20 protein-coding genes are annotated in these 17913 nt (G+C 61.9%); 7 read left to right on the top strand and 13 right to left on the bottom strand.

What is annotated here, in order from left to right; translation table 11 throughout:
* Nucleotides 1-168: 168 nt before the first annotated feature.
* The 3 genes from HX881_RS03185 (at nucleotide 169) to HX881_RS03195 (ending at nucleotide 2549) form a co-directional block, all read left to right on the top strand.
* Complete coding sequence (locus HX881_RS03185; protein ID WP_017128536.1) at nucleotides 169-1743, top strand: MFS transporter; 1575 nt, start codon at nucleotides 169-171, stop codon at nucleotides 1741-1743.
* Nucleotides 1744-1848: 105 nt separating this feature from the next.
* Nucleotides 1849-2145, top strand: coding sequence for a type II toxin-antitoxin system MqsR family toxin (locus HX881_RS03190; RefSeq protein WP_177082708.1), 297 nt, complete (start codon nucleotides 1849-1851; stop codon nucleotides 2143-2145).
* A gap of 2 nt (nucleotides 2146-2147) precedes the next feature.
* Nucleotides 2148-2549: a type II toxin-antitoxin system MqsA family antitoxin gene (locus HX881_RS03195; protein WP_042936492.1), complete on the top strand. Its 402-nt coding sequence runs from the start codon at nucleotides 2148-2150 to the stop codon at nucleotides 2547-2549.
* A gap of 42 nt (nucleotides 2550-2591) precedes the next feature.
* Here HX881_RS03195 and HX881_RS03200 read toward each other — a convergent pair whose 3' ends face one another.
* Nucleotides 2592-3044, bottom strand: coding sequence for an Lrp/AsnC ligand binding domain-containing protein (locus HX881_RS03200; RefSeq protein WP_177082710.1), 453 nt, complete (start codon nucleotides 3042-3044; stop codon nucleotides 2592-2594).
* Between the two features lie 256 nt (nucleotides 3045-3300).
* On the opposite strand from HX881_RS03200, the gene HX881_RS03205 reads away from it, so the two are divergent.
* Entirely contained in the window at nucleotides 3301-3918 is a 618-nt protein-coding gene (locus HX881_RS03205) for a LysE family translocator (protein WP_177082712.1), read from the top strand.
* Nucleotides 3919-3923: 5 nt separating this feature from the next.
* Here the strand turns inward: HX881_RS03205 and HX881_RS03210 are convergent, their stop codons facing one another.
* Nucleotides 3924-4556, bottom strand: coding sequence for a TetR/AcrR family transcriptional regulator (locus HX881_RS03210; RefSeq protein WP_017128540.1), 633 nt, complete (start codon nucleotides 4554-4556; stop codon nucleotides 3924-3926).
* An 81-nt stretch (nucleotides 4557-4637) separates the two neighbouring features.
* Between HX881_RS03210 and HX881_RS03215 the strand changes: the two genes are divergently transcribed.
* Nucleotides 4638-5297 carry an O-methyltransferase gene (locus HX881_RS03215; RefSeq protein WP_177082713.1) on the top strand — a complete coding sequence of 220 codons (660 nt, stop codon included), beginning with the start codon at nucleotides 4638-4640 and terminating at the stop codon, nucleotides 5295-5297.
* Between the two features lie 70 nt (nucleotides 5298-5367).
* Here the strand turns inward: HX881_RS03215 and HX881_RS03220 are convergent, their stop codons facing one another.
* The 9 genes from HX881_RS03220 to HX881_RS03260 form a co-directional block, all read right to left on the bottom strand.
* On the bottom strand, nucleotides 5368-5976 hold the full coding sequence (locus HX881_RS03220; RefSeq protein ID WP_017128542.1) for an ANTAR domain-containing response regulator: 609 nt from the start codon (nucleotides 5974-5976) through the stop codon (nucleotides 5368-5370).
* A gap of 4 nt (nucleotides 5977-5980) precedes the next feature.
* Nucleotides 5981-7078 carry a transporter substrate-binding domain-containing protein gene (locus tag HX881_RS03225; RefSeq protein ID WP_017128543.1) on the bottom strand — a complete coding sequence of 366 codons (1098 nt, stop codon included), beginning with the start codon at nucleotides 7076-7078 and terminating at the stop codon, nucleotides 5981-5983.
* Between the two features lie 63 nt (nucleotides 7079-7141).
* Nucleotides 7142-8143, bottom strand: coding sequence for an asparaginase (locus HX881_RS03230; protein ID WP_177082715.1), 1002 nt, complete (start codon nucleotides 8141-8143; stop codon nucleotides 7142-7144).
* Between the two features lie 5 nt (nucleotides 8144-8148).
* Nucleotides 8149-8856, bottom strand: a complete 708-nt coding sequence (locus HX881_RS03235) for a branched-chain amino acid ABC transporter ATP-binding protein (RefSeq protein WP_177082717.1) — start codon at nucleotides 8854-8856, stop codon at nucleotides 8149-8151.
* Nucleotides 8853-10664 carry an ABC transporter permease subunit gene (locus HX881_RS03240; protein WP_177082719.1) on the bottom strand — a complete coding sequence of 604 codons (1812 nt, stop codon included), beginning with the start codon at nucleotides 10662-10664 and terminating at the stop codon, nucleotides 8853-8855. Before HX881_RS03240 ends, HX881_RS03235 begins: the two co-directional genes overlap by 4 nt.
* Nucleotides 10657-11490: a branched-chain amino acid ABC transporter permease gene (locus HX881_RS03245; RefSeq protein WP_177082721.1), complete on the bottom strand. Its 834-nt coding sequence runs from the start codon at nucleotides 11488-11490 to the stop codon at nucleotides 10657-10659. The genes HX881_RS03240 and HX881_RS03245 overlap by 8 nt, the downstream gene beginning before the upstream one ends.
* 58 nt (nucleotides 11491-11548) lie before the next feature.
* Complete coding sequence (locus HX881_RS03250) at nucleotides 11549-12712, bottom strand: substrate-binding protein (protein ID WP_177082722.1); 1164 nt, start codon at nucleotides 12710-12712, stop codon at nucleotides 11549-11551.
* Nucleotides 12713-12749: 37 nt separating this feature from the next.
* Nucleotides 12750-13646 carry a nitrilase family protein gene (locus tag HX881_RS03255; protein ID WP_177082724.1) on the bottom strand — a complete coding sequence of 299 codons (897 nt, stop codon included), beginning with the start codon at nucleotides 13644-13646 and terminating at the stop codon, nucleotides 12750-12752.
* Between the two features lie 242 nt (nucleotides 13647-13888).
* Nucleotides 13889-14233 carry a winged helix-turn-helix transcriptional regulator gene (locus HX881_RS03260; protein WP_042936497.1) on the bottom strand — a complete coding sequence of 115 codons (345 nt, stop codon included), beginning with the start codon at nucleotides 14231-14233 and terminating at the stop codon, nucleotides 13889-13891.
* Between the two features lie 94 nt (nucleotides 14234-14327).
* Here HX881_RS03260 and HX881_RS03265 point away from each other — a divergent pair, with 94 nt between their 5' ends.
* Nucleotides 14328-15077 (top strand): SDR family NAD(P)-dependent oxidoreductase, encoded by a 750-nt coding sequence (locus HX881_RS03265; protein WP_177082726.1) that lies wholly within the window; start codon nucleotides 14328-14330, stop codon nucleotides 15075-15077.
* A 53-nt stretch (nucleotides 15078-15130) separates the two neighbouring features.
* Here HX881_RS03265 and HX881_RS03270 read toward each other — a convergent pair whose 3' ends face one another.
* Nucleotides 15131-15577 (bottom strand): GFA family protein, encoded by a 447-nt coding sequence (locus tag HX881_RS03270; protein ID WP_177082728.1) that lies wholly within the window; start codon nucleotides 15575-15577, stop codon nucleotides 15131-15133.
* A gap of 192 nt (nucleotides 15578-15769) precedes the next feature.
* On the bottom strand, nucleotides 15770-16999 hold the full coding sequence (locus tag HX881_RS03275; protein WP_343054647.1) for an MFS transporter: 1230 nt from the start codon (nucleotides 16997-16999) through the stop codon (nucleotides 15770-15772).
* A 78-nt stretch (nucleotides 17000-17077) separates the two neighbouring features.
* On the opposite strand from HX881_RS03275, the gene HX881_RS03280 reads away from it, so the two are divergent.
* Nucleotides 17078-17893: an AraC family transcriptional regulator gene (locus tag HX881_RS03280; protein WP_017128554.1), complete on the top strand. Its 816-nt coding sequence runs from the start codon at nucleotides 17078-17080 to the stop codon at nucleotides 17891-17893.
* The last annotated feature ends 20 nt before the right edge of the window (nucleotides 17894-17913 follow it).

Here is a 17913-nt window from a genome sequence, read left to right on the forward strand (position 1 = left end):
TTCGATCCTTTTATTCCGATATAGGCGGAATATTTACCGTTTTTAACTCGATTACTCGCTCTTTAAGATCCTTGCATGTTCTGCCGGCCCCGGTAAACCACCGGATCGCCGGCGCTGTCACGCTCACTTCCCGGGTGCGGTACTCGCCCGACGCAAGGATCTCGACCGATGTCCACTCCGCTTCTGCAACAACGCCTGATCTTGCTGGCCGTGTGCATCACGGCCATCACCATGCCCTTCAACTTCACCGCTGCCGCCGTGGCCCTGCCGGCCATAGGCCGGGCCTTCGGCGGCTCGCCCATGGAACTGAGCTGGGTCACCAACGCCTTCATGCTGACCTTCGGCAGTTGCCTGATGCTCGCCGGCGCCCTGGCCGACAGCTATGGCCGCAAGAAGGTCTTTATCGGCGGCGCCAGCGCCTTTGCCGTGCTCGCGGCGGCACTGCCCTTCGCCCCCGACCTGGTGGTGTTCGACATACTGCGGGCAGCCCAGGGCCTGGCCGCGGCGGCCGCTTTCTCCGGCGGCATGTCGGCGCTGGCGCAGGTGTTCGACGGGCCGGGGCGCATCCGGGCCTTCAGCTTCGTCGGTGCCAGCTTCGGTATCGGCCTGGCCTTCGGCCCTGTGCTGGCCGGGGCGATCATCGAGGCCTTCGACTGGCACCTGATCTTCCTGCTGATCACTGTGCTGGCAGCCATCTCGCTGGTCCTGGCCGCGCGCTGCATGCAAGAGTCACGCAATCCAGAGGCCGCCGGGATCGATTGGCCGGGGGCGATAACCTTCACCTGGGCGCTGGGCATCTTCACCTTCGCCATCCTCAAGGTGCCGGAAAGCGGCTGGACCGACCCGCTGTCACTGGGCTTGTTCGTCGTCGCGTTGCTGTCCTTTGTCGCCTTTGTGCTGATCGAGCAGCGTGTCGCGCAACCGATGCTCGACCTGTCGCTGTTCCGTTTCCCGCGTTTTGTCGGCGTGCAACTGCTGGCGGCGGCCCCGGCCTACTCCTTCGTGGTGCTGCTGATCCTGCTGCCGATCCGCTTCGTCGGCATCGAAGGCATGAGCGAAATCGCCGCCGGCTGGTTGCTGATCGCCCTGTCGGCGCCACTGCTGGTGTTGCCGATTGTCGCCGGTTACCTGACCCGCTGGCTGTCGCCCTCCACCTTGTGCGGCAGCGGCTTGCTGGTCTGTGCGGCGGGACTGTACTGGCTGAGTCACGTCCCGGTGGGCAGCGGCGCCTGGCAGTTGGCCTGGCCGATGCTGGTGATCGGTGTCGGCATCAGCCTGCCCTGGGGCTTGATGGATGGCATGGCGGTCAGTGTGGTGCCCAAGGAACGCGCGGGCATGGCCACCGGCATTTTCAGCACCACTCGCGTGGCCGGTGAAGGCGTGGCCATTGCCGTGGTGACCGCATTGCTCTCGGCCTTCACGGCCGGCAACCTGGCCGCGCTGCCTGCCGATGCCCTGCCGAATATCGTCGCCGCCGCGCAACACCTGGCGACCGGCGACCTGAGCGGCGCCGAACACCTGCTGCCCGCCGCCGGACGCACCGCATTGGCCCAGGGCTACAGTGCCGCTTTCAGTACCCTGCTGCTGGTATTGACCGCCATCACCGTACTGACGGCCGCCGTGGTGTTCCTGTTCCTCGATCGCGGCTCGGTCGAGGACGATAGCGATGATGAAATGCTCACTCACCTCAAATCCCCACACCAAGCGGAGCATTTACTCCCCCAACCTGCCGAATGTGACTGACAGACAGGTTCCAGCCGTTGCAAGCATCCTCCATGGAGATTGGAAACCCAGCGCCTTAAAAAATTAACCAACTTGCTAAATAGAACCTACCGGGTTAATTTCTCCATGGAAAAGAAAACGCCCCATTGCAGGCTATCGACCCTTCGAACATTGATAGCCGCAGGACGTGTGAAATCAACCTCATCAGCCCTCGTCAGCGCAGCTGCTCTGGGGTTGGGCTTCGAAGAAATGATCGGTATTGTCCTGACACTGACGGCCCGTGACTTCCATAAAAGCATGACTACTCATGCCGACCACCGCATCTGGCAGGATGTGTACCGCCCCAGCACGGTCGTTGGTCAGATTTACCTGAAACTCACGGTCATCGATGACGTCCTGATCGTGTCCTTCAAGGAGTTGTAAACATGAAATGCCCTGTGTGTACGGCCGCCGAACTGGTGCGTGATACCCGTGACATGCCTTATACATACAAAGGTGAATCGACGTTCATCGCGGCAGTTACCGGAGACTACTGCCCCGCCTGCGGAGAGAGTCTGCTGGATGCCGCTGAATCCTCGCGCGTCAGCACTGCGATGCTGCAATTCAACAAGCAGGTCAATGCTTCTATCGTAGATCCCGGCTTCATCACGGCAGTGCGCAAGCGGCTCGCCCTGGATCAGCGTGAAGCAGCCGAGATTTTCGGTGGTGGCGTCAATGCTTTTTCACGCTATGAGAATGGCCGAACCAAACCGCCACTGGCGCTGGTAAAACTCTTGAAACTGCTGGATCGCCATCCTGAACTGCTGGCGGAAGTAAGAGCGGTCTAGATCACCACCGTTCAGGCAAGCCACGACGCAACCGTGCGTTGTTCACAAAGGCAGTGAACGATCCTGAATCACGTTCTTCATCACCAGGGTCGATGTCAGGCGCTGGACATTCGGAAGCCTCGACAGGCGCTCGTCATAAAGCACCTGGAATGCCGGCAGGTCCCGGGCGATGACATGGAGCAGAAAGTCCGGCTCGCCAAACAGCCGTTGCGCTTCGACGATCTGCGGTATCTGGGTCAACGCCTGTTCGAAGGCCTCCACTGCCCGGTGGTCGCCTTCACGCAGGGTCACGAAGACCATCGCCGAGAAATTCAGGCCCAGCGCGCGTGGATCCAGCTGCGCGCGATACCCCAGGATCACCCCCGACTCCTCCAGGGCCCGCACCCGCCGATGACACGGCGACAGGCTCAGGCCAACCCGATCGGCCAACTCGGTCACCGACAGGCGCCCGTCCATTTGCAGCTCGGCAAGAATCTTCTGGTCAATCCTGTCCACTCGGAAAAATCTCCCCAAAACCATCAGGCACATTGGAATAATAGAGAAAATATTCTAACCGACTTTAATTATTCTTTTCGTGGGCTTCAGAGCTTCCCGGCCATCTGCGCGGGTTGAATCAGACGAGCTGCCTTCCCTCCATCCACGAGAAAGAACTATGCGAATCCCCCCTGAAAGTGCCTGCAACAATGGCTTGAAAACACTGCCCGACTGTCATCGGCAATCCACCCCACGCAATTCTCACAGGTAGGCGAACATGACTCCCAGTGTTCTGGCCGCCTTCTGGGCGGTGTCGTTTCTGTTCGTGGTCACCCCGGGGGCGGATTGGGCCTATGCGATATCGGCGGGGTTGTTCGGTCGTGTGGTGATGCCCGCCGTGGCCGGTCTGTTGATCGGGCATCTGATGGCGACGCTGATCGTGGCCGCCGGTGTCGGCGGGCTGGTGGCCAACCATCCTGTCGCCCTGTCCGTGCTGACCGTCGCCGGAGCCGGTTATCTGCTCTGGCTGGGCATCAACATGCTCCTGCATCCTTCCGTGCCCAGTGCCGCAGAGGGCCAGGTTTCGGGCTCCTGGGCGCGCTGGACCGTCAAGGGCGCCTGCGTCAGCGGCCTCAACCCCAAGGTCTTCCTGCTGTTCCTGGCCTTGCTGCCGCAATTCACCGATCCGAGCGCCGCCTGGCCGGTGCCGTTGCAGATCATGGCGCTGGGGCTGCTGCACACCTTCAGTTGCGCGGTGATCTATCTGCTGGTGGGGTTCGGCTCCCGCCTGGTGCTGCAGGCACGTCCCGTCGCCGCCAGGAGGGTCAGCCGCCTGTCGGGGGCGATCATGGTCCTGATCGCCGTGATCCTGTTGATGGAGCAACTGTCGCGCTGAGGGCTTCAGGCACCCTCGAGCCGATCGAGATAGGCACAAAACATATCCGCCATGGCCTCGGCATAAGCCTCGATTTCAGCGCCGGTGCGCGGGGTTTCCGAAAAGGACTTGCCCACCGAGCTGAGGGTCGTGGTGATCAGCTCGCAAGCCAACGCCCGTGTCGTCGGCGAGGCACCGGGCAGCACCTCGTGCATGAAAGCCTGGAAAATACCGCGCCCCCGGGCCCTGACCTCCCGGGCCTCGGGCGCATCGCGATACAGCGGCGCCGCATCATTGAGGGCGACACGGACCTCGGCCTCGTCGCACTCGGACTGGATGAACACATGGACCAGCCTGCGCAGCCTCGCCAATGGCGGGTGCCGCGAATCTTCAAGAATGCTGCCCAGCATATCGCTGGTCTGGCGCCATTCATCGCTCTGCAGGCGAAAGAGGATCGCCGCCTTGTTCGGAAAATACTGGTACACCGAACCGACACTGACGCCGGCCCGCTCGGCCACCCGCGTAGTGGTAAAACGGCGCATGCCCTCCTTCGCCAAAACCTGAACAGCCGCCTCCAGAATGGCCGTAACCAGGTCATTGGAACGAACCTGCCGTGGCTGTTTACGTGAGGCAATCTGCGGGGTTGGGCGCTCGGTCATGGGCAAGGCTCGCAATGCGAATAGAAAACATGAAGGTTTGTTCGCATTATAACCCCTCACCGACTTGCCAAGGAAACCCCCATGACCACCCTGACCCGCGCGCCTCTCGCGCCCCTGCTGGATCGCCTGTTCGCCCAGACGCAGTCGCCGATGACCAGCAGCGTCTTCTCGGATATCTCGAATGAAGAGCGCACGCGCCTGATGCGCAGCAAGACCGAATACCTGGACCTCTATACGCAACTGAAGGAATTCCCGCTGGCCGTTTCCCGGGAGACCGGCACCCTGCTCTACATGCTGGCCCGCGGTTGCAATGCCCGGAACATCGTCGAATTCGGCACCTCGTTCGGTATCTCCACCCTGCACCTGGCCGCGGCACTGCGCGACAACGGCGGTGGTCGGCTGATCACCAGCGAGTTCGAACCGTCCAAGGTGGAGCGGGCGCGCGCGAACCTGGAGGCCGGCGAGTTGCTCGACCTGGTGGAGATTCGCGTGGGGGACGCCTTGCAGACCCTGGCCAGGGACCTTCCCGACAGCATCGACCTGGTCCTGCTCGATGGCGCCAAGGCGCTGTATCCGGACATCCTGAACCTGCTGGAGAGCCGCCTGAAACCCGGGGCGTTGATCATTGCCGATAACGCCGACTACAGCCCCGAGTACCTGGAGCGAGTGCGTGCGCCTGGGGCGGGGTATCTGTCCGTGCCGTTCGCCGAGGATGTCGAGCTGTCCATGCGCCTGGGTTGAACGACTGACAGCATCTATCCGTATTGCCCTGACCGCCGGCTGTTGCCGGCGGTGCCGCAACGCCCCCTGGTCAAGGCTTCAATCCCAGCCGCTCCATGGCCTCATGGGCCTCGATGATCATCCCGGAGACCTCGGCGACCGTGACATGCAGGCTGGTGGCCCGTGAGCGCATATGTTCGTAGGCCTGTGTCTCGGTAAGATTCTGGCGTTCGACCAGCACCCGAATGGCCTTTTCAATCTGCCGACGCGACTTGATCGTCAGTTCAAGCTTGTCGATCTTGCCCTGCAACTTTTCCTGATAGCTGTACGAAGCCCGCGCCAGCACCAGCGTGCTGAGAATCCCGGAGGAACGAAAGGGTTTCGAAATCACCCCGTGGGCACGGGTATCGAGGAGCAACTTGAGGATGGTCGGGCTTTCGTAGTCGCTGAGGGCGATCAGCGCCGCGTTGACCGAGGCGCCCGACCAGATCCGGTTGCCTTCCAGCTCCTGCGTGATCTGAAAGAGAATGACATCGACGTCCGCGGGCGGCTCCGAGGGAAATGGCCATACGACCTTGACCCGGCAACCAATGCGTTTCAACTGCTGCATGACAATATCGCGGTCGTCCCCGGGCGGATAGACGAGGGCAACGCAGATACTGCGCAGATCTTCATAGAGACGGCGAAGACTGGAACTCATGGCGTTACCTCAACCAAAACTCGGAGAAGCCGAAAGTGGAGAGGTAAGGATCGGGTTTCACCGGGCCTGAACCTTCCCATACGACGTCGAACTGTCCGTCACTGCGACAGATACCGATCCGGGGAGTCAGGGCGCAATGGTTGTTTTCAGCATCAATGGCGATCGGCCCTTCCGGGGAGGCGAACTTGACCTTGTGCACGGCATCGACCAGTTTGCGCCGGTCCAGGCTGCCGGCGCGCTCCAGGGCCCGTGCAAACAGGTGGACCTGAGAATACGCCATTTCCGACCAGGTGCTGGTCGGGCGGTCGCCGAAGCGCTGGCGCCACAGTTCGATGAAGCGTTGATTGCTGTCGTTGGGCAACGAACCGAAATAGGTCGCCGCCGTGATGTGGCCCTCGCACAACGGTGGGCCGATCAGGCGGATTTCTTCCTCGGCCATGGACAGGCTGGCGATGGGGATCTTCTTCGGATCCAGTCCATGCTCGCCATAGTGCTGGTAGAAAGAACGGGCCGACTGCCCGACCAGGGTCGAGAACACCACATCCGGCTGCGCGTCGCGGATTTCGTTGAGGACGTCCTTGAGCTGCTCCAGCCCCGCGTCGATGGGCAGGTAGACCTCATCGACGATTTCACCGCCGTATTGTTCAACCACGTCCCTCATGATGCGATTGGATTCGCGCGGATAGATATAGTCCGCGCCCACCAGAAAGAACCGGGTGCCCTTGTTCTGCAACAGGTAGGCGGCGAGCTGGATGCTGTTCTGATTGGGCACGGCGCCGGTGTAGATGATGTTCGGCGAGTATTCGAAGCCTTCATAGAAGGAGCAATACCAGAGCAATGCATTATGGCGCTCGACCAGCGGCAACACGGCCTTGCGGCTGGAGGAACGGGAGCAGCCGAAAATGACGTTGATCTCGTCTTCGATGAGCAGCTTGCCCGTCAGGCGCCGGTATTCCTCCGGTGACCCCTTGGGGTCATACGCGGTGGGGATCAACGGCAGATTCAGCACGCCACCGAGCGCATTGATTTCCTCGATGGCCAGCGCGGTGCCGAAAAAATGCTCGGACTCGGTGACCGCGGTGGCCCCCGAGCGCGAGTACAAGATGCCAACCGGCCATCCCTGATCCCTGGTGACTGCTGTCCTGGTGCTGGGCATGGCGCTCACCTATCGATCAAAAATGGCTTGTAGTTCGGTCGAAGACCGGGGGACCTGCATAGCCAGCATCAACAGGATCCTGGCTTTCTGCGGGCTGAGGTCATTGGCGAAGATCACACCGGCATCTTTCAGCGTCACACCGCCCCCGGTAAAGCCATAGATGGGCCTTACCCGCCCGCGCGGCACACGGCTGGCGATGACAACCGCGATGCCCGCTGCGATGGCCTCGAGAATGGCGGCATACATCGCGGCATTCACATTGCCCGCCCCCAGGGCCTGGATGACCAGGCCCCGGGCACCCGCCTGCACGGCGGCGCCGAGCAACGCCCCGTCCGCGCCGGCGTACATCGGCACGATATCGACCCGCGGCAGCTCGGCATCCCCCAGCGGCAGAGACTGCCGACGGCAGGAGGCGCGATAAAAGGTGACACGATCGCCGTCCACCCTTCCGAGCAGGCCGGCGTCGCCGGAATTGAATGACTCGACGTCCGATGTGTGGGTCTTGCTGACTTCCCGGGCGGCATTGATCTGATCGTTGAGGACGACCATCACGCCCTTGCCCGCTGATTCAGGCGCAATGCATACCCGTGTGCCGCTCTTCAGGTTGCGCGGTCCGTCGAAGTCCGCCTCGGAGGCATTGCGCTGGGCACCGATAAGCACCACCGGCTTGTCGGACGTCAAGGTCAGGTCGAGAAACCAGGCGGTCTCTTCCAGGGTATCGGTGCCATGGGATACCAGTACCCCGACGATCGCCTCGCGCGCCAGCGCGGCCTCGATCTCCCGATGCAGCCGCCGCCAGCGCAGCGGCCCCATTTCGACTGACGGCACATTGGACAGGTTGTTGACTTCCAGTCGCGCCATCGTCGCCAGCTCAGGCACCGCCTTGAGCAAATCGCTGCCTGACAATGCCGGAATGGGCGCCGACGTCGAAGGGTCGACTTGCATGGCGATGGTGCCGCCCGTGGCGATGAACAGGCACGCCGGCAGCTCGCCAGAACTTGACAGGACCATGAGCGTCACACCCTCAGATGGTTGAAAATGGCTTCGGTGGCACCCGGCGCATTGGCATCGCCCTCCTCCTCGATTTCACCTTGCTTGAGTACAAGGTAGCGATCCGCGACCTTCAAGGCGAACGGCACATTCTGCTCGATCAGCAGCAGGGTCGTGCCATGGACCTCTCGCTCGTGCACCAGGGCCACGGCAATCCGCTCAATCACCGAAGGCTGCAGGCCCTCGGTGATTTCGTCCAGCAAAATAATCGCGGGACGCATCATCAGGGCCCGCGCCACCAGGAGCATTTTCTGCTCGCCGCCCGACAGTGTGCCGGCGTACTGCTTCAAGCGGTCCTTGAACACCGGGAACACCGGCTCGATCGCCGCGAAGCGCTCATCGAACAACGAATCCTTGTCGAGCCCCATGCGCAGGTTGTCGCGGATGCTCAGTTCGGTGAACAGGGCCTTTTCCTGGGCGGCATAGGCCACGCCGACCCGGGCGACATGATGCGGCGACAACCCGGTGATGTCGCCTTCATTGATCCGCACGGTGCCCTGCTGCTTCGGCAGGTAGCCCATGATGGTCTTGAGCAATGTCGTCTTGCCCATGCCGTTCTTGCCGAGCAAGGCCACCGCTTCGCCGGCGCGGACCTTGAACGACAAATCGCGGATGACCACCGAAGCCCTGTAGCCACTGGTGACCGCATCGAGTTGCAACGTAGCACCGTTCATACGACCTCCCGTGGGACGATTGCGGATCCGGCATAGATCGTCTTGACCAGCTCGGAGTTGACGACTTCCTCGAAAGTCCCCTGCATGACCATCCTCCCCTGGTGCAAGACCACGATACGGGTAGCGATCTGTTCGACGAAATCCAGGTCGTGTTCAACCAGCAGGCAACACAACTTGTAGCGGTTGGCGAGCAAGGACAGCACGACACCGATTTGCGTGCGCTCGGTCTTCGTCAGTCCCGCGGTCGGCTCGTCGAGAAGCACGACGCGCGGCTCAAGGGCCAGCACCATGGCCAGCTCCAGCGCCTGCTGCTCGCCGTGGGACAGATCGCGCGCGACCACGTCGAGCAGGGTATCCAGCCCGGTGACCCGCAGAACATCGAGGGCATAGGACGGCAAGGCCAGGGTATCGGCCCGACGGAACAACAAGGGGCGCCCGTGAAGGAGGCTCGCCATGCGCAGGCACTCGGCCACGGTCAGCGACTCGAAGATATTGGCATTCTGGAACTTGCGCCCGAGGCCGAAACGGACGCAGGCCTCGGCCGGAAGCCGGCGGATATCGTTGCCACACAGATGCACCGTCCCCGAAGTACGATCGGCGCCGTCGCTCATGCAACGCATCAGGGTGGTCTTGCCGGCACCATTGGGTCCGATCAGGCCGACCAGGTCACCGGCCTGCGCCGTGAGATTGATGCCTTGCAATACCTTGAGCGAACCATAGCTCTTGGTGACTTCGTCCATGACCAGGGCGGGAGCACCGCCCGACCCGGGCGCCTCTCGGGTGGCGCGCTCGACCAGCGTGGGGGCCTGCCGCGCACGAGCGCCGAAGCCGAAGGGCTTGAGCAATACCGGGACGATGCCCTGCGGGAGCAGGACGATCACCAGCACAAAGGACAGGCCGAGGATCAACTGCCACAGGAACGGCATCCGACTGCCCAGGTAGGCCGTGGCGACGTTGATCAGGATCGCCCCCGCCATGGGTCCCCACAATGTCCCGCGCCCGCCCAGCGCGACCCAGATGATCAGCTCGGTGCCCAGGACGAAACCGGATAACTCGGGGGCCACCACGCCGCTGAAGGCGCCGTAGCCAAAGCCGGCGATCCCGCTGATCGCAGCCGTCACGATCAGCAGAACGATCTTGATGGACGGGACATTGATGCCCAGGTACGCACACCTGGATTCGTTGTCACGTATCGACGCCAGCACCCGCCCCGCGTCACTGCGCACGAAGAGCCAGGCGACGATACCGGTCAGCGCGGCACCGCCACCGGCGATCCAGTACCAGGCCGGCAGCGACAGATCGAAGGTGTCATAGCCGGTCAGCCCCGAACTGGAACCGGTCCATTCGCCGCCGGACAGCAGCAGCTGCGTCATGACGATGGGCAACACCAGGGAAATCACCGTGGCAAAGAACGGCGATGCCCCCCGATAGAACGACAACCAGCCGACCAGGCCGGCCACCGCCATGGGGACGACAATCGCCAGCCCGATGGCGATGGCAATGGTGCCGGGCGAAAAACCGAAGTGCGTGAACACCAGCCCCGCGGCATAGGCCCCGATGCCGAAGAATGCCGACTGGCCGAAGGTCAGGTAGCCGGTATAGCCCCACAACACATCCACCGTGATGACCACGATCGCAAACAGAAAGGCCTTGATCAGCAGGTTGAGGACGTAGCTGTCGAAAATCCAGGGACCCACGGCCAGCAATACGAGACCGACCAGGGCCAATGCACCTGAGCGTCCCCATGCCCCCTGGCGAACGGATCGCGTGGATGGGCGGTTCGCCGCCTGCAACGTGGTGTTAGTCATGTGCGAACCCCTTTGGACGAATACGCAAGGTCAAGGCCGCCAGTACGGCAATCGTCAGTCCGCCGAGTACCGGGCTGGCGTAGGAGCTGACGATGACCTGGCACGCCCCGAAGACCGCACAGGTTGCAATCAGGCTGAGCATCGAATGCCCGGAGACCATGACCAGCATGAAGGCGGACACCAGCCAGGTGATGCCCATGCCCGGATCGATGCTCGACAGCGGACTGATCAGGGCACCGGCCAGGGTACCCAGGCCCGCCCCCAGGCTGAACGTGATGAAACGTATGCGCCCGGCGTGAATGCCCAGGCCACTGGCCAGTTCCTCGTTCATGATCACTGCCCGGGTCTTGACCCCGAAACGCGTGCCGTTGAGCAGCGCCGTCAGCAGTGCGCACAAACCCAGCGCCAGGGGAATCAGCAGCAACCGATACGAGGAGTATTGCGTGCCACCGAACGACCAGGTGCCTGTCAGGGGCACGTCCGCGAATTTCACATCCCGACCGAAGCCGATGATGATCAATTGACCGATGACGATACCCAGGCCCCAGGTTGCCAGGATGGCGTCCAGGGGCCGCTTGTACAGTGGCCGGACAATCAGGTATTCGATGACCGCGCCGACCAGCATCCCGGTCGCCAGGGCCAACGGCCAACCCAGCCAGGGGCTCCAGCCCAGTTGAGTGACGACAAAAGCCGCATAGCCGCCCATGGTCAGTAACGCACCGTGGGCAAAATTGACGATTTTCATGATGCCGAAAATCATCATCAGGCCGGCTGTCACAATGAACAGCATGGCGATAGTTGTTGTTATATCGAGCATCAGAACCATGACGTCTCCCTCCGGGGAGAATGCAACGTGAAGCAATGCCTGGTGATCAGGCCCTTGATCATTTCAGGCCCGGACATTGGTCACCCGGACTGACACCCTCCTGGGTTGCGAGGATGCGAATCGAGCCATCGGCCTGGATCTGGCCCAGGCGCATCGCCAGCGGGGTATGACGGCTGGCGTTCATCCGCACGACGCCACGGGGCCCGACCACCGATACCTCCTTCAGCGCCTCGACGACCGCGGCGGAGTCGGTGGAACCGGCTTTCTCAACCGCGGCCTTGTAGAGGAAAAATGCTTCGTATTGCGGCTCGGAAAGCTCGTTGGGCGTCGACAGGTTGCCAGCGAATTTCTGCCCGAGGTCCGCCAGGAATTTCTTGTTTTCCGGCGTATCGATACTGGTCAGGTACGAGGCCGACATATACATGCCCGTCGCGACATCGCCCATGGTCTTGCCCGTACCTTCGTCGATGGCCAGGTTGCCGTAGGGCAGCGTCAAGGCAGCCGCCTTGAGCTGTTTGGCCAGCGACACGTTCGGCGCGCCACCGGCCGTGGCACTGATCAGGGCATCGGGTTGCAGCGAGCGGATCTTGGAAATGACCGCGGTCCAGTCACTGCCATCCATCGGCAGGTATTCTTCGCCGATGACCTTGCCACCGTGTTGCTCGATATAGGCCTTGGTGAACTTGAGCATGCCGCGGCCGAAGGCGTAGTCATTGCCCACCAGGAAGTAGTTTTTCGCGCCGAGCTTCTGGCTGAAGTAATCCACCACCGGCGCTACCTGCTGCTCCGGCACCCAGCCGTTGACATACATCCACTTGTTGCAGGAGCGCCCCTCATAGAACGAGGTGTAGATGTACGGCACGCGACCGCGGGAAACGACCGGCAACGCGGCATTGCGCGCGGCGCTGTTTTCCATCGCGATGATGGCGTCGACTTTCTTTTCCAGGACCAGCGTATCGAAAGCCTTCTGCGCCCCGATGGCACCGGACGCATCATCGACAATCTCCAATTGCACGGGACGGCCGAGTATTCCTCCGCTGGCATTGATCTGCTCAACGGCGAGCTGCGAGGACTGCACGACGGCAGGCGCCACGACGCTGTTGGCGCCTGACAGCCCGACTGCCACACCTATCTTGACAGGCTCTGCGGCCTGGCCCTGGGCTGTCAGCAACGCAGTGGCGGCCAGAACAGCGATGCGGATGAGCGACTGAGTGGATTTCATCTGAATATCCTCGGTTGATTTTTATTGTAGGTAGGGGTTAGTAGCGAGGGAGTTGCCAGCCCGTGCCGAGCATGGGGTCGTAGATGTCGCTGCGTCGGTCACGCAGGACCGTGTTGAACAGGGTCAGGTGCCGGGATTGGCGGGACGCCTTGAGATTGATCTCGGCGTAGAGTATTTGCTGCTGGTCCGCACTGCCTGGGTCGATCAATGGCCAACCGTCGGCCCCGACGATGAGACTGTTGCCGATAAAGCGCTGGCCCCGTTCGGTGCCCACGCGGTTGGCGCAGATAATGTTCAGGCTGTTGGCGTGTGCATTGGCCATGGCCAGGGTATTGGCCATGATCATGGCGTCATCGCGCTGTCCCGCCATGGGCACCCAGTTGGTGGGCATGCAGACGATATCCGCGCCTTGCATGGCCAGCAGTCGATAGACTTCGGGGAACCAGCCGTCATAACAGATGATCATCGCCAGGCGGCCAAAAGGCGTATGGAAAACCGGCAGGCCAAGATCCCCGGCCTCGAAGTACAGGTGTTCGTCGCCCCACAGATGGAGCTTGCGATAAGTGCCGACGTAACCTTGCGGCCCGACCATCACGGCGGAGTTGTAGAGCTTGTTGCCCACGCGTTCCACAAGGCCGGCGATCACGTAGATGTCGCGTTGCCGGGCGATGTCTGTCCAGGCCTGGGTGCTGGTTCCTGCCGGTACCGGCTCCGCCAGGTCGAACGCTTCTTCGCGGCTGGAAAAGACGTAACCGCTGCTGGCCAGTTCGGGCAAGACAACGACCCGCGCACCGGCGCTCGCCGCCTCATCGATCAGGCGCAATGACACTTCCAGGTTGTGCGCCTTGCAGCCCACGCGTGGCTCCATTTGCACGGCGGCCACGCTGAGGCCGGGAAATTCCTGGGGTGAATCGGAGGGTTGCAAGGTCGACATATAAAATTTTTCCAAAAAAAAAGCCCCCGAATGCGCTGTTAACGCAAATCAGGGGCTTCTATAGCCGGTATGTACTCAGCACTATTGCTGAGGGTCTGCGATCTCTCGAAAAGAAAAGGCGACCTGTGAAATCAAATTACACAGGTCCACCGAATGCTGTCAACGCATTTCAATCGACGGCCATCGAACCCGCGAAGTCCCCGTCGACAGCGTCGGCACCTGCGTGTCACGGACGGAACCGTTCAGGGAAGAACGCTATCGAGTAATTCACGGACCCTCGCGCGATTGGCGCTGCCCCACTCACACAACGGCACCAACGCCGCCGCCAGGGATTGACCAAACGCCGTCATCTCGTAATCCACTCTGGGCGGAACTTCCTGATAGTCACGACGCACAATGATCCCGTCGCGAGCCAGTTCGCGCAGTTGTTGAATCAGCACTTTTTCGCTGATCCCGGTCACCAGTCGCTTCAACTCGCCATAGCGTCGTGGCCCACCGTTCAGGTGGAACAACACGATCGGCTTCCACTTGCCACCGATCACAGCCAGGGCCACTTCCAACCCGCAATCACGTTCAGTCGTGCTCATGAATTTTTCTGCCTACACACCTTTTGGTAGGTACTACCATATCAGAATGTATCCATGCACACTCATCCCGAACCTACCCACCGGGAGAAAAAACATGAGCAAGCTCGCAGGAAAAGTCGCGGTCATCACCGGCGCCAACAGCGGTATCGGCCTGGCCAGCGCCAAGCGTTTTGCGGCAGAAGGCGCGACGGTATTCATGTGTGGCCGTCGGCAGAAAGAACTGGATGCGGCGGTCGCGCAAGTCGGCGCAAATGCCCGGGGTATCCAGGCTGACGTATCGAGCCTTGCCGACCTGGATCGCCTTTTCGACATCGTCAAACAGGAAGCCGGGTTGATCGATATCCTGTTCGCCAATGCTGGCGGTGGTAGTTTCGCCCCACTGGGTGAGATCACCGAAGCACAGTTCGATGCCACCTTCGCCACCAACGTCAAAGGCACCCTGTTCACCGTGCAAAAGGCCCTGCCGCTACTCAAGGATGGCGCTTCGGTCATCCTCACCGGTTCAACCACGCAAATCACCGGCACGCCTGCGTTCAGTGTCTACAGCGCCTCCAAGGCAGCCATCCGCAACTTCGCCCGCAGCTGGATACTGGACCTGGCGCCACGCAGGATCCGCGTCAACGTGCTGGTGCCCGGCGCTACCTCGACTCCTGGCTGGCACGCACTGGCAGACAATGACGAAGCGCATCGGGAAATGGTCCGATTTGTCGAAGCCACCACCCCCCTGGGGCGCCTGGCGGAAGCCGAAGAGTCCGCGAACGCGGCGCTGTTCCTGGCCTCGGACGAAAGCTCGTACGTCAACGGTAGCGAGCTGTTCGTCGATGGCGGTGCGGCGCAGGTCTAGATGCCCAGGGCCCGGCCTAGTAAGACGCGAGGGTGGCGCAGCCTGCCGCCAGCTCAATGCTGACTGTATTTTTCGGCCAACGCCGCGTACTCATGGGGCTCGGGAAATCGCTCGAAACTGTGAGCCGCCCCGGTGGCGGCCCATGACAGTTTTTCGCTCGTCCAGGTTTCCATGAATGGCCTGAAGCGCTCGGGGTTTTCCAGCAAGGTACTGCGCACACCGATCACCGAATCGTTGCCGTCGGGGCGGGTGAACACCCAGGTCAGGCAATCGGGGCAAAACAGATGTCGTGTCGCGCCTCGCAAACCGCCGGTCACCGGGGTGCCCCGGGTGACCACGAAGTGCTCCGCCAACACCAGTGCAGTAAGGGAGAACGCGCTGGCCGTCATCTTCTGGCAGCCCGTGCAATGACAGGCAGTGGTAATGATCGGCTCGGCGCGCAGTTCGAAAGCGACTGCCCCGCAACGGCAACTGCCTGTGGTGGTGATCGAGTGGGTCATGCTGTCTCCGATTCGTGATGCTGCCAAAGCCTGCGGATGAGTCCCTCCGCCTGGCACCTGCAAACAGCATGGCGCAGATACTCAGACAAGCCTATTGGGCAAAACTGACCTGCTGCTCGTCAGGAATGTATGAGCCTCTCCCAACCCAGGCGAAGGAACCACCCCTCAGCTCTGCGAAGCCGTGTCCGATCCCTACTGCGTGCGAAGCACTACGCACTGACGACTGTTCGCCTCCTGTGCGCGTGGTTTGAGCATGGGTGTCAGGAGCAGCAGCGCCAGGGACGCGGCCACGAGCACGCCATAGGAGGCTTCGAAGGTGCCTGTCCGGTCACGCAGGAAGCCAAAGGCAAAGGGCCCCAGCGCTGCCGTGAGGTAGCCGACAAACAGCATGAAGGCCGTCCACTGGCTGGCCTCTTCCTGGGAAGTGGTGTTGTCCAGCGGCAGCGTCATGGCCAGGGCGAAACACGTACCCTGCCCCAACGCGATGACCATCACCGGTATCACACCCAGTGCGTGCGGTGACAGCCAGAGCAGCGCCGCCCCCACCGTGGACAGGACCGCGGCCCCGGTCAGCCACCCGCGACGATCCGGCGTGTTGCGGGTCATGATCCCCGACACGAGGCTGCTGGCCGCGACAATGGCGGTGAACAGGCCCAGGTTGCTACCGGGGCCCAGGCTGTTGATCGCCAGCTCCCGACTGCTTTCACCCACCCAGGCAAAGCAGGCGTAGCACACAAACTGGCTCAAGCCGAAGTACACCGCGATCAACCAGGCCCGACCAGTACGGGCCGGAGACTGGCTGACAACGGCTGTCGAAGCGCGTTCAGCGTGAGGCCGGGAGGGAAAGATCGAGGCCAGCCGTTGCCAACTGACAATGGCGAACACACAGAGGATCGCCCAGACACCCGCCGCCAGGCGCCAGCCACCCTCGGCGAGCGCCACGTACTCACTGCCTACGGCCGCCATCGTGGCACCGACACCCAGCCCGGCGGCATAGATGCCCATCAGCAATGCCGCCCAGCTCGCAAAGTGGCTCTTGATCCAGCCACCGATAAGCGGTCCCGAGATAGCGACCCCGACGCCCACCAGGAAGGTCGACAGCAGGAGACTGCTCGACGAGCCCGCCAGTGCCCGCAGCACCAGCGCCAATCCGAGCAGTACCAGGGAGAAAAGAATCACGCGATCGTTGCCGAAGCGACGACCGATGCGCGGGATAAAGATCGCGAAGAACCCCATGCACACATCCGGTATCGCGGTGAGCAACGCCGCCTGGGCATGACGCAGGGCAAACTCGACCTGAATGGCGTGAACCAGCGGACCGACCGAGACAATACCTGGCCGCAGGGCCAGGGCCATGATGAACAGGCCCAGGCCCGCTACCGATGCAACGGCCTTCGATTTTCGATTGACTTGGACTGACACGTGATCCCCCCGGGGCTCTATCGCTGAGTGCATTTGTGTGGCAAATACTAAGCTCGCCCCAGGACTGGACGGTTTTTCATGAATGCCAAGATTCGTCGCCAAAGTGACACCTTCAACGCACACGGCAAAAGCGACGACTACAACGACTACCAAGACGTGCCACGGCTGATCACCGCCTTCTCCCGAGACCAGAAGGCGGGCAGCTACAACGTGCCGCACAGCCACCCGAGGGGGCAGTTTCTCTACGCGAGCGAAGGTTTGATGCGGGTCGCCAGCGGCAATGGCATCTGGTCCATTCCACCGCAGCGGGGGTTATGGATTCCGGCGGGTATCGTGCATGACCAGATCATGCTCACCGACACGCGGATGCGCACCCTCTACATCGAACGCAGTCAGGCCGACCAATTGGGTACGCGGGTCAAGGTGATCGAGGTCGATACGCTGTTGCGCGAGCTGATACTGGCGCTGGCCGAGCAACCCATGGTTTATCCGGACGATGTGCACAACACAAGCCTGGTCGCGCTGATCCTGCACAAGCTCGAACACTCGCGAACCGTCCCGCTGGAAATTCCCTGGCCGCAGGACCGCCGCCTGGTCTCGATCTGCCAGCAGATCCTCGAGTCCCCGGCCATGCCCCAAACCATCGAGCAATGGTCCGAAGTGGTCGGGGCGAGCACTCGAACCCTGATCCGACTCTTCATCAAGGAAACCGGGATCACCTACCGCCAATGGGTACAGCAAGTGCGCCTGGCCCAGGCCCTCATCATGCTCGAGGCCGGCGAGCCCATCAATCGCATCGCCGACAGCCTGGGGTTTGCCAGCCCGAGCGCTTTCTCGGCCATGTTCAAGCGCATACTGGGCGAGTCGCCACGGGACTATCTGGATCGGGGCTGAGCGCACGGCAGGTGCTGCTC

Origin of the sequence: Pseudomonas gingeri, assembly GCF_013386115.1 — a bacterium.
Classification (GTDB): Bacteria; Pseudomonadota; Gammaproteobacteria; order Pseudomonadales; family Pseudomonadaceae; genus Aquipseudomonas; species Aquipseudomonas gingeri.

Bases quoted from the DNA above. Each gene is read 5' to 3' on its own strand.
- HX881_RS03185 (WP_017128536.1), top strand. From the start codon at position 169: ATGTCCACTCCGCTTCTGCAACAACGCCTGATCTTGCTGGCCGTGTGC.
- HX881_RS03190 (WP_177082708.1), top strand. From the start codon at position 1,849: ATGGAAAAGAAAACGCCCCATTGCAGGCTATCGACCCTTCGAACATTG.
- HX881_RS03195 (WP_042936492.1), top strand. From the start codon at position 2,148: ATGAAATGCCCTGTGTGTACGGCCGCCGAACTGGTGCGTGATACCCGT.
- HX881_RS03205 (WP_177082712.1), top strand. From the start codon at position 3,301: ATGACTCCCAGTGTTCTGGCCGCCTTCTGGGCGGTGTCGTTTCTGTTC.
- HX881_RS03210 (WP_017128540.1), bottom strand. From the start codon at position 4,556: ATGACCGAGCGCCCAACCCCGCAGATTGCCTCACGTAAACAGCCACGG.
- HX881_RS03215 (WP_177082713.1), top strand. From the start codon at position 4,638: ATGACCACCCTGACCCGCGCGCCTCTCGCGCCCCTGCTGGATCGCCTG.
- HX881_RS03220 (WP_017128542.1), bottom strand. From the start codon at position 5,976: ATGAGTTCCAGTCTTCGCCGTCTCTATGAAGATCTGCGCAGTATCTGC.
- HX881_RS03230 (WP_177082715.1), bottom strand. From the start codon at position 8,143: ATGGTCCTGTCAAGTTCTGGCGAGCTGCCGGCGTGCCTGTTCATCGCC.
- HX881_RS03235 (WP_177082717.1), bottom strand. From the start codon at position 8,856: ATGAACGGTGCTACGTTGCAACTCGATGCGGTCACCAGTGGCTACAGG.
- HX881_RS03240 (WP_177082719.1), bottom strand. From the start codon at position 10,664: ATGACTAACACCACGTTGCAGGCGGCGAACCGCCCATCCACGCGATCC.
- HX881_RS03245 (WP_177082721.1), bottom strand. From the start codon at position 11,490: ATGGTTCTGATGCTCGATATAACAACAACTATCGCCATGCTGTTCATT.
- HX881_RS03250 (WP_177082722.1), bottom strand. From the start codon at position 12,712: ATGAAATCCACTCAGTCGCTCATCCGCATCGCTGTTCTGGCCGCCACT.
- HX881_RS03255 (WP_177082724.1), bottom strand. From the start codon at position 13,646: ATGTCGACCTTGCAACCCTCCGATTCACCCCAGGAATTTCCCGGCCTC.
- HX881_RS03260 (WP_042936497.1), bottom strand. From the start codon at position 14,233: ATGAGCACGACTGAACGTGATTGCGGGTTGGAAGTGGCCCTGGCTGTG.
- HX881_RS03265 (WP_177082726.1), top strand. From the start codon at position 14,328: ATGAGCAAGCTCGCAGGAAAAGTCGCGGTCATCACCGGCGCCAACAGC.
- HX881_RS03270 (WP_177082728.1), bottom strand. From the start codon at position 15,577: ATGACCCACTCGATCACCACCACAGGCAGTTGCCGTTGCGGGGCAGTC.
- HX881_RS03280 (WP_017128554.1), top strand. From the start codon at position 17,078: ATGAATGCCAAGATTCGTCGCCAAAGTGACACCTTCAACGCACACGGC.